Origin of the sequence: Bacillus sp. FH (assembly GCF_052216825.1) — a bacterium.
Lineage (GTDB): Bacteria > Bacillota > Bacilli > Bacillales > Bacillaceae_G > Bacillus_A > Bacillus_A paranthracis.
In genome coordinates, this window is the sequence record NZ_JBQOUU010000001.1 from 1,299,126 (window position 1) to 1,315,286 (window position 16,161).

The window sequence follows — 16,161 nt, forward strand, 5'->3', positions numbered from 1 at the left end:
TAAACAATTTGACATTTACTGTACTTCACAAACTGAAATATATTATTTGTTACGTGCGATGTTTGTAATAAACTTATAACGATCTCCACGATAAATACATTTCACATACTCTAACGGTACTTCACCTTCTGAATATGACCATTGACGCATGACAAGCACTGGCGCCTTTTTAGGAATATGCAGATGTTCCGCTTCATTATCCGTTGCAATTGAAGCTTCAATTGATTGAGTAGCGCTAACAAGTTTGAAGCCCAGTTTTTTCTCTAAATGTTCATATAAAGATTGTTGCAATATTTCTTCGTTAATATCTTTTACAAGAGCTGGCGACAAATATGTCGTCTCAAAAGCAATCGGTTCATCGTCAGCTAAGCGAATACGCCTCACTTCATAAACCGACTCTCCCTCCTGTATTCTCAGCCGGTCTGCTATTTTCACAGTAGCTGGAACTAGGCGGAAACTTAATAATTGACTACTTGGGTTCATCCCACGAGAAATCATATCTTCCGTGAATCCTGTCATTCCTTGCAGTTTTTGTTCCACTTTCGGAAGTTGGACAAACGTACCGATTCCACGTTTCCGATATAAATAACCTTGTTCCACTAAATTATTAATCGCCTGTCTGATTGTCATACGACTCACTTCGAACTTATCGCAAAGTTCATTCTCAGATGGGATTTTATCTCCCGGCTTCCATTCGCCGTCCTCAATTAGCTGTTTCACCCACTCTTGAATCTGATAATAGATCGGAAATGGTGAATACTTGTCGATGTTCATCAGCAATCGCCTCACTGCATAAAGATAGAGCTTCTTGATCAGCGATTACGGTTACATTCGGATGACGTTGTAAAACTGTAGCAGGACACGCTTCACTATATGCACCTTGCAATAATTCTTTAACAGCTTCTGCCTTTTTAGAACCCATAGCAACAAGTAGAATTTGTTTCGCTTTCATAATGCTTCCAATTCCCATTGTAATTGCATGAGTTGGCACATCTTCTTCTTTTTCGAAGAAGCGAAGGTTTGCTTGGCGTGTAGATTCTGTTAATTCAACAATGTTTGTTGGAGAATTAAACGGTGTTCCTGGTTCGTTAAATCCGATGTGACCGTTTTCACCGATTCCAAGAATCTGTAGGTCAACTGGGTTAGCAGCTAGAATGCCCTCGTAACGTTTGCACTCTTCCTCTAAATCACTTGCCATCCCGTTTGGTACATAAGTTTGTTTAAATGGAAGATGATCAAACAACTGTTCTTGCATGAAATAGTGATAGCTGTTTTTATCTTCATGTGGTAAATTTACGTACTCATCTAAGTTTACAGTGGTTACACGGCTTGTATCAAGTTTATTTTTTCGCATTTCTGCATAAATACCTAATGGAGAGCTTCCTGTAGCCATTCCTAATGTTGGATTTTCTTTTGTTTTTACAACTTCTTCAATTAATTTATAACCTGCTTCTGCTAGTTCTTCTGGAGTTTTTACAACAAGAATATTCATTTCATTACTTCCCTTCCTTCATATGAATTCCTAAACGAACCGTATCATATACATGTAAATCTTCATTCATCACAACAAAGTCTGCATCTTTTCCTACCGCTAATGCACCTTTATTATTTAATCCAAACTCTTCTGCTTGGTTCACTGATGTCATTAGTACTGCATCTTCGATTGAACAACCTGTAAATTCAATTACATTTCGGAAAGCTTGATCCATTTTTAGAATACTACCAGCTAACGTTCCATCTTCTAATCGAGCACTACCCTCTTTTACATGTACTGGCTGTCCGCCAAGCTCATATAATCCATCTTCAAGACCTTTTGCACGCATTGCGTCAGTAATAACACTTACTTTTTTCGGTCCTTTTAATTTATATGCTAATTTCACCATATCTGGGTGAATGTGAATACCATCTGTAATTACTTCAACCATTACATCTGGATTTAATAACACATGACCAACAACTCCTGGTTCACGGTGATGTAATCCACGCATTTGATTATATAAATGCGTTGCATGTGTAATGTTTCTATTTTTTAGTTGCGCATCAATTGCATCTGTATGCCCCATTGTGCCGACAACACCAGTTTCAGCAAGATACTGCTCAAACTCTAACGCTCCTTCTTCTTCAGGTGCGTATGTTACTAATTTAATTAAATTTCCGCTTGCTTCCTGCCATTGTTTAAATTGTTCAATATTCGCAGGAACAATATGTTCAAGTGGTTGTGCACCTGCACGTTTTTTTGAAACATACGGTCCTTCTAAGTGAATATATTCGAAATGCGCTCCTTTTTCTTTCGCTTCCTTCGCAGCATGTAGTGCTGCTTCAATTGCTTCTGGAGCTTGTGTCATTGTTGTTGGGAAGTAAGTTGTAACTCCTTCTTTTAACATTTCTTTCCCTAGAGTTACTAACCCATCGCTATTTGCATCCATCGCATCAATATCGTATCCACCATGAATATGAACATCAATCATACCTGGAATCACAATTTTCCCTGCCGCATCTAAAACAGTTTCATTTTCTTGTGATACATATTGAGCCATCAAACCAATTTCTTTAATTGTTTCTGCGTAACGAATAAATCCGTTTTCTACTACTTCTTGACCTGTATAAATTTTGGCATTGATGACAACTTGCGTTTTCATTTTCATCGATCCTTTCCCATGAAATACCTACTTGTTATTATTACCTTATTCGCCTAATTCCATCTTAATATATGCACGAGTAGTTGTCTATACATTCTAATGAAATTTCCTCTTTGCTTAACAAAAAGGAAGCTTAGTACGTCTCTCGCAATTATAATATATGTTATTCATTTTTTCCAAAAAGGAACTATATCATCTAACGTATGAATCACTTAAGTAATGGCATTAATCCGCTAGACCCTATTGTAATATGTTCGCCGTCTGTTTCTATTTCTACCGTACGTCTATTTGTTCCATACATCATTATACCACGCCGTTTTAATCGTCTCACTACACTTTGATGCGGATGCCCATACGGATTTTTGCTACCATAAGAAAGAATCGCGAACTGTGGTTCTACCTTCTTTATAAACCTTTCACTTGTTGAAGTATATGAGCCATGATGTCCCACCTTTAGCACATCTGCATGTACATCAAATTGCTTTAATATTTCAGTTTCCGTCCGCACATCAGCATCACCCATTAGTAAAAAATCTGCCTTACCATACCGAACCTTTAATACAATTGAAGATTCATTATTTTCATCTTTGGACTTCCCATTGTTTAATACTTGTATGGAAACATGCGGATCTAGCGGTATGTATTGGCCCTCTTTTACTGAAATGAAAGGGATTCCCCTTTTCTTTATATGATTTCGATACGTATGATAAGTGAGAGAACTATATGTTTTTCCACTATCTAATATAAGTGATACCGGCATTTGCTCTACAATCGGAATGAGCCCTCCAATATGATCCATATCAGGATGAGTACTGACGATAGCATCTAAATGGTTAATTCCTTTTTCAATTAGCTTTTGGATGATAACCTCACCAGCTTCATAAGGTCCTCCATCAATTAACATCGTTTGTCCATTTGGCAATATAATAAGTGTTGCATCACCTTGCCCAACTTTTAAGAAACTCACTTTCATTTTACCAAAATGTTGCCGCTGCATATGTAAAGGAGACGCGGTATGAATAGACATCATATACCTTTTTGCCGATGCACTATTTAAAGAAAAGCATAACAAAACAGAAACTAATAATAAAATACTTCGTATACCTCTCATAACTCGTCTCCTTTTTTCAATTAGTATGGCACGGTATATAATTGATATACAAAAAAAGCTTAGCAAAATGCTAAGCTTTTATTTCGATATCTCTTGTAAAGAACCAAAGAATAAATCCGCTTCATTCATTTGTTCGTTTTCTTCAGAAAGCGGAGGTAAATCATCTAATGTTTTTAATCCAAATGTGTCTAAAAATTCTTTCGTCGTTCCATATAAAATCGGACGCCCAGGTCCTTCTGCTCTTCCCATTTCTTTTATAAGTAAGTGTGATACTAACGTTTGTAACGCCTTATCGGTTTTTACTCCTCTAATCTCTTCCATTTCTGTTCTTGTAATGGGTTGACGATATGCAACAATTGCTAACGTTTCTAGCGCAGCCTGAGAGAGTGAAGCAGCTGTTGGGATATCTATTAGTTTTTGATAGTACGACGCATGTTCTTTCTTTGTAGCAAAACGATATACTTTTGCATACTGTACAATTTGCAAACCTCGGTGTGCACCTTCACATTCTTTTTGCATTTCTTCTAAAATATCGATTACTTCGTTTCCTTCAATTTCAAGGACTTTTGCTATTTGTTCAGGAGAAATCCCTTCATCACCAGAAACAAATAAAAGCCCTTCAATGATTGATTTCTGTTCTGTTCTATCCATCTTACGAGCTCCTTCCTCCTATTTTCTCCATAAAAATACACATCAAAAAACCGAATCACAATCAATGCGTTCGGTTCAATATTTTTCTCTTGTTCCAAACGATACATTCAAACCTAGCATGAGATATACTATTTCTATCCCATTTTCCATACTAACTCTATGCAGATTTAGTATAGCTTGATACGAAAATTTCATCAAAATTATGTTCTTGTTCAATTACGATTTGTTGATTTTTCATAAGCTCAAGAACCGCTAAAAATGTTACAACCATTATTTCCCGTTCATCATCAACAAACAAATCATAAAAACTTTGACGACCACCTTGTATTTCTAACAGCTTTAAAATATCCGTCATACGCTGTTCAATTGGTATTTCTTGACGAGTAATACGTGTTGTCACAGGTTTCTTTGCTTTTTTACGGCGCATTAATTTTTGAAATGCCGCTAGCATATCATATAACGTAACATCAAGAGGCAAGCTTGTCTCCTCTTCTTGTTGCAACGATGTAAAATCAATTGGCGGACGTGTATATAGCTGTGCTCTTTCTTGTTCTCTTTCTTTTAGTTCAGTAGCAACTTGCTTATATTTCTTATATTCAATTAACCTCTCCATCAATTCTTGACGAGGATCATCTATAAAGTCATCACCGTTATCAAGTACATCTTCTTCATGTTTCGGCAACAACATTTTACTTTTAATTTGTAATAACGTTGCAGCCATTACTAAATACTCACTTGCAACATCTAATTGTAGTTCTTTCATCGTATGAACATAAGATAAATATTGCTCTGTAATTTCCGCTACAGGAATATTATATATATCAATTTCATAACGATGTATTAAATGTAACAATAAATCTAAAGGCCCTTCAAAAGCCTCTACTTTAAAATTATACTGCACAAAGCATCCCACCACATTTTTTCTATAACAACATAAGTATAGAGCATACTCATGTTCTATCCAACCTTTTTAAGAAATTTAATTAAAAATAGACCTATGCCTATGGCATCATGCCCACCACTTCATATGATAACAGTGTAGTAAGAACAATGTAGGAGGTCAAAAAACTATGGGTCACGTTGATTGTGGTTTTAGCGGTGGGTTCGCATTACTTGTTGTATTGTTTATTTTACTCATTATTGTAGGGGCAGCTTGCTTCTGCTAATATGAACAATAACGACTAGGGAGAAATTCCCTAGTCGTTTATTGTTCATATTTCTATGATAAACTTATACTTATAACCGTTAGATAGGGGCGAAGAAAATGTATCCTACGGAATACATACAGTTTTTAATTCATTTTCACGGAGATTATGATTATTTTGAATGCCACGAAATACTGGAAGAATATTGGAAAACAAAACCGAGAGGAAACCGGGATCATTATTTAGTCGGCCTCATTCAAATTGCAGTTTCTTTATACCATCACAGACGCTCTAACTGGAATGGCGCAGAGAAGATGATGAAAAGCGCCATAACGATTTTAGAAAAAAACAGTGCACATTTACTTCGTTTAGGAATAAATGAGGCACAACTTCTGTTCTTACTCAAAGATAAATTGCAATCTATCCAGAAAAAAGAAAGTTTTACACCGTTATTTTTACCATTGTCGGATACAACATTAGAAAAGTACTGCATAGAATTATGTCAGAAACAAAACCTTCCTTGGAAAGACGTGAATGCTACTTCTAATGAATTTATAATACATAAGCATACATTACGTGATCGAACAGAAGTCATCGCTGAACGAAACGAACAATTACAAAAAAGAAAGCAGAGATAATAAACTACTTATCTCTGCTTTCACGAATGTATATTTTGTTCAAGCCCTTTACACTTTTTGCAAAAACTTGCTGTTTGCTCATTTCCGCAAATTGTAAATTCAAGAAATTTACTCTTTAACTCTTGAACCATCTTCGTCCCAATACCCATATGACGGTGAGATGGATTCACACTCAAATGCTGAATTTCCAAAACTTGATTCTCTTTTTTTACAATCCCCATTATCCCAACAAAATCTTCGTTTTGTTTCCACAAATACAATTGCCAATCATCCTTTGCTTCATAATCTTTCATAGTCAATTGTAATGTTTTCACATCTTTTTCAGTTGGCATAAATGAAAGAAGCCCCATTGCAATCTTTTCATAACTTTTTTTAAAACGAATTAACATAACCCTTATCCCTTCTTACAAAAGTTACAAACTATTAAATCCCCTCAATCACTCTTTTCATATCACATTCATTTTACAATATTTTCAACAGAGTGAGAAGAGCTTAAAACAACTTGATAATCATACAAAGCGAAAAGAAGAAAGTCAAATATACATTTCATTACTATTTTTGTTAAGTAGATAAAAGAAGAAACACTGTTATATGAAAGTGAAAAGAAATATCCACCGCTCATTATCACTTCACTATTCATCACCTTAGAGCAGATGAATTCTAGCAAAATGAATGTAATAAACAACTTTTATTGAAATGTGTAATCTAATGTATTCTATGTAATTTGTTAATATTTTGTTCTCATAAGCGACTTATTTTCACTACAATCACATTACTACTTGTATCATGTACCGTAAACGAAATACCCATTCCTATTAAAAAAAGAGAGCAATAGCTCTCTTTTCTCATTCACTTATTCTTCCCAAACTTTAACTTCTTTCATTACATCACCTTGACGCATGTTTAATACTGTTTCAATACCGCTTGTTACTTTACCGAATACAGTATGTACACCATCTAAGTGTGGCTGTGGCTCATGAACGATAAAGAATTGGCTACCGCCTGTGTTACGGCCAGCATGAGCCATAGAAAGTGATCCTACAAGGTGTCTATGAGGATTTCCATCAGTTTCACATGGGATAGAGTAACCTGGGCCACCCGCACCTGTTCCTGTTGGGTCTCCACCTTGGCTTACGAAGCCAGGAATAACGCGGTGGAATGTCACACCATCATAAAATCCTTGCTCTGCTAGTTTTTTAAAGTTTTCTACTGTTTTTGGTGCCTCTTCTGGGAAAAATTCCAAATCGATTTTTTCACCATTTTCCATTACTATGTATCCTAAAGTTTTCATACGTATATGTCTCCTTTCAACTATCTCAGCACTATATTACCACATTCATGACTAGAAACAAAAAGAATCCGACAATCTACATACTTCTTTTTTGAAATGTGGAAAAAGCTAGGTGACAAATAAGAAATATATACTATAATAACTGTGTTGCCCGAAAATTTTAGAAAGAGAAAGGGAGCGATTTTTCGTGAAAACGAAATTACTAGCTCTGCTATTAGCTGTAGCAGTATTTATTATGCCAACAGCTTCGTTTGCAGACATCATCGAAGGAGAATCAATTGTTACACTAGGAGAAAACTTGTCTGAACAACAAAAACAAGATCTGTTAAAAGAAATGAAAGCACCAAAAGATGCTACAATTATTACTGTGTCTAATGCGGAAGAACATAAATTTCTAGAAGGGATTGTTCCAAAAGCGCAAATTGGTACGAGAGCAATTTCCTCTTCTATGATCACATACACAAAGCCAGGTTCTGGTCTCATTGTACGTTCAAAAAACATTAATTCAATAACAGATGCAATGTACACAAACGCACTTATTACAGCAGGTGTGAAAGATGCAGAAATTCAAATTACTGCACCATTTAAAGTTTCTGGAACTGCTGCTTTAACTGGTTTAATGAAAGCCTATGAGACAACATCAAACAAAGCAATTCCTGAGGAAGTAAAAAAAGTAGCCAATGAAGAAATGGTGCAAACATCCCAGCTCGGCGATAAAATTGGTGAAGAAAAAGCAGTTCAACTTGTTGCGAAAATTAAAGAAGAAATTGCGAAAGAGCAGCCAAAAACGACTGAAGATTTACGTTCATTAATTAAAAAAATTGCGGATCAACTTGGTATTACATTAACGGATGAACAGTTAGATAACTTAGTTGCTCTATTTGATAAAATGAAAAATCTTAACATTGATTGGAATCAAGTTGGCAGTCAGTTAAATAAAGCAAAAGAACACGTTTCTGCCTTTTTAGGATCTGAAGACGGGCAAAGTTTCCTAGATAAAGTGAAAGATTTCTTCTCAAGTATCATTGATTTTGTTAAATCGTTATTCAAGTAAAAAGAAGCTCGCTAGTAGCGAGCTTCTTTTTTATACAAGTAACGGCAATTTCATAATAGCTTCTTCAACCGAACGAACAATATGATTCGCTTTCTCCTTCACATATGGATGAGCATGGTGCAGAGTAAATGAATGCGGGGTTACTTCAAACATAGAAATATCATTGAAAGAATCTCCAATGCATGCAACTTCATTTGCTTCAATTTGCAAATGTTCCATTAGTCGTCTTAAAGCACTCCCTTTACTTACTCCCCTTGGCATAATGTCAACATAGCGTTTACCAGACATAAAAACTTCCGCTTCATTCTGAAATGTATCTCGTAATTCTTGATCTAATGCTTCAATTGTCTCTTCTTCCCCAAAAACAAACAATTTCGCAGGATGTACAGTTTTACCAAATTCCTCTTCTAACGCTTCAATTTCAGCGATATGCACGCCCATATACGCTTCAAAATTATGGTGATGTTCATTCTTCCTTTTTGTATATCGCTGCTCATTTGCACAAACAATATCCGCTAGTCCTTTTTTATGTATATATCGATATATTTCCTGGGCAACCGTATTTTCAAAACTCGATTCATAAAACAAATTCCCATCCGGAAGTAACATTGTCGCTCCATTTAAGCCAGTTGTGTAATATGGGAATTCAAACCTATTTACGACTTCATCAATTCGATAAGTAAAGCGGCCTGAGGCAAAACAAATATTTGTCCCTTTTTCAGCTAACCAACAAATTGCACGTTCATCTTCTTTTTGCATATGATTTACATCGTAAACGAGCGTGTCGTCTAAATCACTTACAAATAATTTAATCATGTCCTCTTCCCCTTCCATACACAATATCTACTCTAAGTGTACACAAAAAATGTTTGATTTTTGTTAAAAAACAATAAATTTTTGCTAAAAAAATAAACGGGTGTATAATCCCGTTTATTTTTGTCTTTTTACATTTTGAGGTCTTACAATACTTGGTCGTACTTTTAAACTAGACATCGTCGGACGGAGTAGAATTTTTGTTAATGCGCCCCAATCAAATGGTAAAAACGGCCATAAATAAGGGGTTTGCAAACTTTTTATAGACGTTAAAAATAAAATCAATATCGTCATACCAATTACAAAGCCCATCTCATGGAAGAGACCTGTTAAAATAATAACAAATAATTTTCCAACCTTATTCCCTAGCCCTAATTCATAGCTCGGTGTTGCATAAGCACCGATCATAGAAACTGCTACATACAAAATAACTTCTGGTACAAACAAACCTACATCGATTGCTATTTGACCAATTAATATGGCAGAAATTAATCCTGCTGCTGACGATAACGGCGTTGGAGTATGAATGGCTGCCATCCTTAAAAATTCAAGTCCTACTTCTGCCATTATCACCTGTAATAAAATTGGTAAATGTGTCATCTTAGTCGGTCCAATAAAAGCAAGATTTTCTGGTAAAAGAGTTGGATCAAATACAAATACTAACCAAAACGGTAGTAAAAACAAGGAGAATAAAACACCTAAAAAGCGTACCCAACGTAAAAATGTTCCGACAGCTGGATTTTGTCTAAACTCTTCTGCATGCTGTAAATGATGAAAATATGTTGTTGGCGTAATCATAGCACTCGGTGATGTATCAACTAGTACTAGAACATGTCCTTCTAATAAATGATTTGCTGCTACATCCGGTCTTTCTGTATATCGAATAAGCGGGAATGGATTATAGCTTTGCTTTACAACAAATTCTTCCACTGTTTTATCCGCCATCGTAATGCCATCGACATCGATGTTATTTAATTCTTGTTTTATAATCTTTACTAAATCTGGATTTGCAACATCTTGTACATATGTAATACAAATATCCGTTTGCGATCGATCCCCTACTCGAATAATTTCATTTCGAAGACGTGGATCTCGAATTCTTCTACGAATTAACGCTGTATTTACAACGATATTTTCAACAAATCCATCCCTCGCACCGCGTACTACTTTTTCAGTATCTGGCTCTGTCGGTGTTCGTCCTGGATAGCTACGAACATCTATCACGAACGCTTCTGTTTCGCCTTCCACAAATATAACAATAAGCCCTGATAACGCTTGAAGCATTACTTCATCCATCGTTTTCACTTTACTTACTTGCTGATGAATTAAACGATTCTCTAAAAGCTTTACAGTATCTTCTTCAACATCCCTTATTTCATTCGTATCCACAGCTTCTTCTAAAATAGGAATAATATAATTTGTATCACAAAGTCCATTTACGAATAACACTGCAATTTCTTTATTCAAAATTTGAAATTTACGAATACCAACATCAAATGTGACGCCTAATCCAGCCGTTTGTTTTAAATAATTTTCATTGTCACTTATGAAAGTTGAAATCGGAATATCTATTTTTTTAGGCTTCGTCATAAAATCCACTCCTTTCCAAAATTAACTGAATTGCTTTTTTCGTAATTGGTGAGCCTCTCTCCCATTCATCGTTTCCACACATCTTACCAATATCACCCACACCAACAATGACGGGAACATTCAAATCATCTAAACAATAAATTGTATCTCCGCTAATTCTGCCAATTTCACCATCTGGAAGTCCAAATTTATCAACACCATATTCCGTTAAATTCCCGTTCCGATCTACACTTACATCTACACGTGCCCATTCCCAATGGTGTGTATTAGACGCTACTGCCAAAATCCCAAGTACATCAATTTGTTTATGCGTGGCTACATATTTTAAAGCTTTTTCACCAGATCCTTCTCCAATAAATCCACTGTCATCAAACATGACAAATACAGGGTCATATGGCGTTTGCATAATAAGCTCAACAACTTTCTTCCCTGTCAATTTGGTTGGATTACTTTGTGATGCTGAAATACACCTTCCCCCAAATTCCTTCGTTAAAAGCTCAATTGTTCGCTTTGCATATTCATCTCCATCTGTGACCAAAACAACCCTTCGTCTCATTTGATTTATCCTTTCGGTTTACATATAAGTGCTACAAAAAATGAAAATAATATTGCTGCTGAAATACCTGCAGACGTTAAACTAAACATACCCATACCAATCCCTATATATCCGTGTTTCTCTGCAGCATGCATTGCCCCGTGTAATAGGGAATGTCCAAAACTTGTAATAGGAACTGTCGCCCCAGCACCAGCAAACTTTATAAGCTTATCGTACAATCCGAATCCATCTAAAACTGCTCCTATCACTACAAAGGTAGCCATTAAATGGGCTGGTGTTAACTTTGCGAAATCTAACAATACTTGCCCAACTACACAAATAGCGCCTCCTACAAGAAATGCATATATATAATCCACAATTCACTCTCCCTTCACTCTCTCAAATACGACACCATGTGCAATTGTTGGAATTGTTTCTTTTTGCTGCATCATCATCGGGCTTAATAACGCACCAGTAGCAACGACAAAAATTCGTTGTAAATTCCCTTTTTGCATCTCGCTTAATAAATGACCATATGTGACAACAGCTGAACAAGCACAACCACTACCACCAGCAAATACTTCTTCTTGACCGGGATCATAAATCATTAATCCGCAATCGTTATATATATGCCCAATATCATAACCTTCTTCCAGTAACAGTTGTTTCGCAATTGGTGTCCCAATAGCTGATAAATCACCGGTAACAATCAAATCGTAATCGGCTGCACTTCTCTTCAAATCCTCAAAATGTTGCTGAATTGTATGAGCTGCAGCAGGTGCCATCGCCGATCCCATATCTAAAGGGTTCGCAATTCCTAAATCTTGCACTTTTCCAATCGTAGCCGCCTTGATTTTAATGGCACTTTTTTCTTTACTAATTAATATGGATCCCGCACCTGTAACAGTGGAATTTGCTGTTCCTGGTTTTTGTCCCCCATACTCTGTTGGATAACGAAACTGTCTTTCAGCTGTTGCATTATGACTACTTACCGTCGCTAAAACACGATTTGCGAATCCGCCATCTATAAAGGCTGATCCGACCGCTAAAGTCTCCATCGAGGTCGCACAAGCACTAAACATGCCTAAAAAGGGAATTCCCCACTTACGCGCAACGTAATTTGCTGTTACTGTTTGATTTAATAAGTCACCCGCTAAAAAGAAATCAATTTGTGATGTTTCTACATTTGCTTTTTGCATGACTTGTTGAATAGAATCTGACATTAATCTTCGTTCCGCAAGCTCCCAGTTTTCCTCTCCGCAATGTAAATCATCATATGAAATATCAAATTCCTTTCCAAGAGGGCCTTCAGCTTCTTTTGGACCGACGGCAGTACCGGTTGCATTCACATAAATATCATTTTGAAATACCCACGTTTGTTTTCCTGTCAACCTCATACTAGCCCCTCCTTTAAGACATAAAAATTTTAAAAGTATATCTTATTAACCCAATAATGTACGCACCGACAACACCAAAAACGATTACACTTCCCGCTAGCTTAAACATGTTTGTAGCAACCCCAAGTACAATTCCTTCACTCTTATGCTCTAGCGCAGCACTTGCCATAGAATTCGCAAATCCCGTAACAGGTACGGCCGAACCTGCTCCAGCAAATTGACCGATTTTATCATATACACCACAACCTGTTAAAATCGCCGATAATAGTACAAGAGTTGCGACTGTTGGATTCCCTGCCTCTTGTTCACTAAAATGAAAATAATGTATATAAAATTTCATCAATACTTCTCCGATTGTACAAATGAATCCACCTACAAAAAATGCCTTAACACAATTTATAAAATAATTTGGCTTCGGATGGTATTCCTTCACTTTATTTACGTAATCGTCCTTTAGTTTTCGCCCTGTCATTTATATATTGCCTCCTACTTTACGAAATAAATCCAGTGAAACAACGAGCCTATTACTTTTCCAAGTACAAGAGCAACGAGTAAAACAACAATCTTCCCCTCTACCCCTACTCGTTTCGCTAAAATAGGTAGAACATTTAACACTTCCGTTAATGCGGCAGCGAGCATTCCAATGAATGTACCACAAAATATTCCTAATATAACAAGCCAATATTGCGATGTTTGAAATGTAATGTTTTTCAAACTACACCAAGCTCCTGTTAATGTACCTGCAATAACTGCCCACTCAAAATATTGAATGTGCTTTCCACTTCTCGTTAATTGAGCTAGACGAGGGATTATACCAAGTACAGCTAAAAACGCAACATATCCGCTACCTACAGCAATTCCTCCTGCTAAAGCAATTAAAATAACGAATCCAGACTCAATCATCGGTAAGTTGTTTCATATTATCCTTGTTTTCATGAACAATTACATATTGATCAAGTGATTGCTGGTATTGGAACATCTCCACTTCTAACGGACTCGGCTCTTCATTAATACGCTTTTGAAATACATGATTAAAAAATAAAACCATGCCTAGCCCAAGACCTAATGAATAAGGAATTTGAAATAAAAGTGGTTGCGCCTTAAATTCTCCCGTAATCATGTAATATAACCGTTGGTGCACTTGTTGCATGCTTACATCTTCATGAAAATATATGATGGCAAGAGCTGCTCCAATGAAAAGTAACAACCATACAAGTCCGAAAAAAATCGGATGTACTTTCTTTTTTTCATATATAATTTCAACAAGAGTTTGTCCAGAACCGAGTAAATTAATTTGTATATGAGCGGTTTTTCGCCTAATAATCTCAATTATTTTCATAACATCAATTACAACATGCGTTTTATCACGCGCTGTAATTTTATAAATTACCTCATCCTGTAACGACTGAACTACTGCAGCATCTCCGGCAAGTTGAGCAACATCTCCCAGCTTTACTTCATACGTAGGAGAAACTTTTAATCGATTACGCATTTTAATATAAATTGTTTGTTCCAATTTCCATTCACCTCTTCACTCTTCCTCGTAGTTGTAGTATGGTTATTCAATTTTTTTCTAATACAATTTTTTCATAAAAAAACATCTGTACCATTTCGGTACAGATGTTTTTTAGTTTATGCTTTTTTCTTAAATAAATTTGCAATGCTTAATGCGAGCCCTCCCCAAATGACTACTATTCCAATAACCATCATCATAATCGCTGATCCACTCATTATGAAACACCTCGATCTTTCCATTCTTTTTCAAGCTTAGCAGAATCTGAATGTATTTGTGCATTCCATTTCTTTAAACTAATGATTAGCGCAATGATAAGGAACGCTGCTGCAATTGACCAACCATATGTTACGACAAACTCCGTTGGGTAACCTCCATAGTTCTTTTTAATATTTTGGATTGTACCATCAATTAACATGTACCCTAACATAAGCGGAGTAATAACGAGTAAACTCACTCTCCAAAACGTCCCTAACTTAATATCAGATACGAAGTTTGCGTGATTTTGATAAACTGGTAAACGACGTAAAATGAGTCCTATCGTAACTACTTCCGCTAGAGCAATTGTAATTAATCCGAAGTTATTAGCGAAGTAATCCACAACATCTAGGAACATAAGCCCGCCACGTGTCGCAAAAACGAGAGAAACGAGTACGAGAAGCGTCCCCATAATTCCAATTGTTTTTTGGCGACTTAAGCTGAACTTTTCAGATACAGCAGCAAAACATACTTCCGCAAGCGAGATGAGAGATGTAATTCCGGCAACCGTTAATGATAAGAAAAATAATACGCCAAATAAAGGTGACATCGGTAATTCATTAATAATTTGCGGGAATACTACGAACGCAAGCCCTACACCAGCACTTGCCACTTTATCAACTGGTACTCCCATATTATTTGCCATAAATCCAAGAGCCGCAAAGACCCCAATCCCTGCTAATAATTCAAATCCTGAGTTTGCAAATCCAGTAATAAAGGCATTATTTGTTGTATCTGAGTTTTTCGGTAAATAACTAGAATACGTAATCATAATTCCAAATGCTAAAGATAAGCTAAAGAAGATTTGACCGTAAGCAGCAAGCCATACTTTTCCGTCAAAAATACGACTCCAATCTGGTTTAAAGAATGCATCTAATCCTTGCATTGCGCCTTCCATCGTCACTGCACGAACTACGATAATAAGGAACATAACAACTAGTAAAGGGATGAAAATACGGTTCACAACTTCGATTCCTTTTTTAACTCCTTTAAAAGCAACACCAAGCACAATAATCCAAACGAGAGCTAGTGGAATTAATACTTCCGGTACGAGCCCTCCAAACTGTCCCGGTTTATCTGCAACATGTAAATACTCTTTAAATAAAAATGATTCCGTATCTTTCCCCCATGCGCCAGTAATTGCAAAATACGTATATGAAATAGACCAAGCAATAATTACTGCATAATATGTTGAAACGATAAATGTTACACACATTTGCCACCAACCGATAAATTCAGCACGCGGATGAATACGGAAGAACGTAAGTGGTGCTGAACCACGGTGACGGTGCCCAAGAGCAAATTCAAACGCCAATAATGAAATACCAGTCGTTAATAATGCGAATAAGTACGGTAAAAAGAATGCGCCTCCCCCATTTTCATACGCCGTATAAGGAAAACGCCATATGTTTCCTAATCCAACGGCAGAGCCGACCGCTGCAAAAATGAATCCAGCCCTCGTTCCCCATTGTTGCCTCGTTTCCATATTTCCTTCCCCCTTTGTGACAAGTTCATAATTGGATTAT

At 36.4% G+C, this 16,161-nt stretch carries 22 protein-coding genes; 3 read left to right on the top strand and 19 right to left on the bottom strand.

The annotated features are described in order from the left end of the window. Positions 1 to 42 precede the first annotated feature (42 nt). The 6 genes from ACTT1L_RS06810 to scpA form a co-directional block, all read right to left on the bottom strand. On the bottom strand, positions 43 to 774 hold the full coding sequence (locus ACTT1L_RS06810; RefSeq protein WP_012644586.1) for a GntR family transcriptional regulator: 732 nt from the start codon (positions 772 to 774) through the stop codon (positions 43 to 45). After that, positions 704 to 1,492, bottom strand: a complete 789-nt coding sequence (gene nagB, locus ACTT1L_RS06815; RefSeq protein WP_001024206.1) for a glucosamine-6-phosphate deaminase — start codon at positions 1,490 to 1,492, stop codon at positions 704 to 706. The genes ACTT1L_RS06810 and nagB overlap by 71 nt, the downstream gene beginning before the upstream one ends. A gap of 4 nt (positions 1,493 to 1,496) precedes the next feature. Further along, complete coding sequence (gene nagA / locus ACTT1L_RS06820) at positions 1,497 to 2,639, bottom strand: N-acetylglucosamine-6-phosphate deacetylase (RefSeq protein ID WP_442821963.1); 1,143 nt, start codon at positions 2,637 to 2,639, stop codon at positions 1,497 to 1,499. A 208-nt stretch (positions 2,640 to 2,847) separates the two neighbouring features. Beyond that, positions 2,848 to 3,750 carry a ComEC/Rec2 family competence protein gene (locus ACTT1L_RS06825; protein ID WP_061132239.1) on the bottom strand — a complete coding sequence of 301 codons (903 nt, stop codon included), beginning with the start codon at positions 3,748 to 3,750 and terminating at the stop codon, positions 2,848 to 2,850. Between the two features lie 78 nt (positions 3,751 to 3,828). Continuing rightward, positions 3,829 to 4,401, bottom strand: coding sequence for a segregation/condensation protein ScpB (gene scpB, locus ACTT1L_RS06830; protein ID WP_000376222.1), 573 nt, complete (start codon positions 4,399 to 4,401; stop codon positions 3,829 to 3,831). A gap of 157 nt (positions 4,402 to 4,558) precedes the next feature. Continuing rightward, the gene (gene scpA, locus ACTT1L_RS06835; RefSeq protein WP_001199760.1) at positions 4,559 to 5,302 is read right to left on the bottom strand and encodes a segregation/condensation protein A; all 744 of its coding nucleotides are present in this window, start codon (positions 5,300 to 5,302) and stop codon (positions 4,559 to 4,561) included. Between the two features lie 169 nt (positions 5,303 to 5,471). Here scpA and ACTT1L_RS06840 point away from each other — a divergent pair, with 169 nt between their 5' ends. Beyond that, positions 5,472 to 5,567 carry a YjcZ family sporulation protein gene (locus ACTT1L_RS06840; protein ID WP_000510194.1) on the top strand — a complete coding sequence of 32 codons (96 nt, stop codon included), beginning with the start codon at positions 5,472 to 5,474 and terminating at the stop codon, positions 5,565 to 5,567. A 98-nt stretch (positions 5,568 to 5,665) separates the two neighbouring features. Continuing rightward, on the top strand, positions 5,666 to 6,184 hold the full coding sequence (locus ACTT1L_RS06845) for a DUF309 domain-containing protein (RefSeq protein ID WP_000283586.1): 519 nt from the start codon (positions 5,666 to 5,668) through the stop codon (positions 6,182 to 6,184). A 20-nt stretch (positions 6,185 to 6,204) separates the two neighbouring features. Here ACTT1L_RS06845 and ribT read toward each other — a convergent pair whose 3' ends face one another. The 3 genes from ribT to ACTT1L_RS06860 form a co-directional block, all read right to left on the bottom strand. Further along, positions 6,205 to 6,573: a GNAT family N-acetyltransferase RibT gene (gene ribT, locus ACTT1L_RS06850; RefSeq protein WP_000908397.1), complete on the bottom strand. Its 369-nt coding sequence runs from the start codon at positions 6,571 to 6,573 to the stop codon at positions 6,205 to 6,207. A 68-nt stretch (positions 6,574 to 6,641) separates the two neighbouring features. Then, positions 6,642 to 6,824 carry a hypothetical protein gene (locus tag ACTT1L_RS06855; RefSeq protein ID WP_442821835.1) on the bottom strand — a complete coding sequence of 61 codons (183 nt, stop codon included), beginning with the start codon at positions 6,822 to 6,824 and terminating at the stop codon, positions 6,642 to 6,644. A 213-nt stretch (positions 6,825 to 7,037) separates the two neighbouring features. Next, positions 7,038 to 7,475, bottom strand: coding sequence for a peptidylprolyl isomerase (locus ACTT1L_RS06860; protein WP_000853792.1), 438 nt, complete (start codon positions 7,473 to 7,475; stop codon positions 7,038 to 7,040). Between the two features lie 187 nt (positions 7,476 to 7,662). Between ACTT1L_RS06860 and ACTT1L_RS06865 the strand changes: the two genes are divergently transcribed. Next, positions 7,663 to 8,529: a DUF1002 domain-containing protein gene (locus tag ACTT1L_RS06865; protein WP_442821836.1), complete on the top strand. Its 867-nt coding sequence runs from the start codon at positions 7,663 to 7,665 to the stop codon at positions 8,527 to 8,529. A 30-nt stretch (positions 8,530 to 8,559) separates the two neighbouring features. On the opposite strand, the gene ACTT1L_RS06870 is transcribed toward ACTT1L_RS06865, so the two are convergent. The 10 genes from ACTT1L_RS06870 to ACTT1L_RS06915 form a co-directional block, all read right to left on the bottom strand. After that, positions 8,560 to 9,363 carry an HAD family hydrolase gene (locus ACTT1L_RS06870; RefSeq protein WP_442821837.1) on the bottom strand — a complete coding sequence of 268 codons (804 nt, stop codon included), beginning with the start codon at positions 9,361 to 9,363 and terminating at the stop codon, positions 8,560 to 8,562. Between the two features lie 96 nt (positions 9,364 to 9,459). Further along, entirely contained in the window at positions 9,460 to 10,932 is a 1,473-nt protein-coding gene (gene spoVAF, locus ACTT1L_RS06875; protein WP_000165582.1) for a spore germination protein SpoVAF, read from the bottom strand. Beyond that, positions 10,919 to 11,488, bottom strand: a complete 570-nt coding sequence (locus ACTT1L_RS06880) for a stage V sporulation protein AE (protein WP_001254415.1) — start codon at positions 11,486 to 11,488, stop codon at positions 10,919 to 10,921. Before ACTT1L_RS06880 ends, spoVAF begins: the two co-directional genes overlap by 14 nt. Positions 11,489 to 11,493: 5 nt before the next feature. Then, complete coding sequence (gene spoVAE, locus ACTT1L_RS06885) at positions 11,494 to 11,844, bottom strand: stage V sporulation protein AE (protein ID WP_000384637.1); 351 nt, start codon at positions 11,842 to 11,844, stop codon at positions 11,494 to 11,496. Between the two features lie 3 nt (positions 11,845 to 11,847). Continuing rightward, a complete protein-coding gene (gene spoVAD / locus ACTT1L_RS06890) occupies positions 11,848 to 12,864 on the bottom strand; it encodes a stage V sporulation protein AD (RefSeq protein WP_001241148.1) in 1,017 nt (338 codons plus the stop codon). A gap of 13 nt (positions 12,865 to 12,877) precedes the next feature. Continuing rightward, positions 12,878 to 13,336, bottom strand: a complete 459-nt coding sequence (gene spoVAC / locus ACTT1L_RS06895; protein WP_000147735.1) for a stage V sporulation protein AC — start codon at positions 13,334 to 13,336, stop codon at positions 12,878 to 12,880. Between the two features lie 14 nt (positions 13,337 to 13,350). Beyond that, positions 13,351 to 13,767, bottom strand: a complete 417-nt coding sequence (gene spoVAB / locus ACTT1L_RS06900) for a stage V sporulation protein SpoVAB (protein WP_000572932.1) — start codon at positions 13,765 to 13,767, stop codon at positions 13,351 to 13,353. Then, complete coding sequence (gene spoVAA, locus ACTT1L_RS06905; RefSeq protein ID WP_000438355.1) at positions 13,760 to 14,380, bottom strand: stage V sporulation protein SpoVAA; 621 nt, start codon at positions 14,378 to 14,380, stop codon at positions 13,760 to 13,762. Before spoVAA ends, spoVAB begins: the two co-directional genes overlap by 8 nt. Before the next feature lie 116 nt (positions 14,381 to 14,496). Next, complete coding sequence (locus tag ACTT1L_RS06910) at positions 14,497 to 14,595, bottom strand: methionine/alanine import family NSS transporter small subunit (protein WP_000016826.1); 99 nt, start codon at positions 14,593 to 14,595, stop codon at positions 14,497 to 14,499. Next, on the bottom strand, positions 14,595 to 16,121 hold the full coding sequence (locus tag ACTT1L_RS06915) for a sodium-dependent transporter (protein WP_000450064.1): 1,527 nt from the start codon (positions 16,119 to 16,121) through the stop codon (positions 14,595 to 14,597). Before ACTT1L_RS06915 ends, ACTT1L_RS06910 begins: the two co-directional genes overlap by 1 nt. Positions 16,122 to 16,161 lie beyond the last annotated feature (40 nt).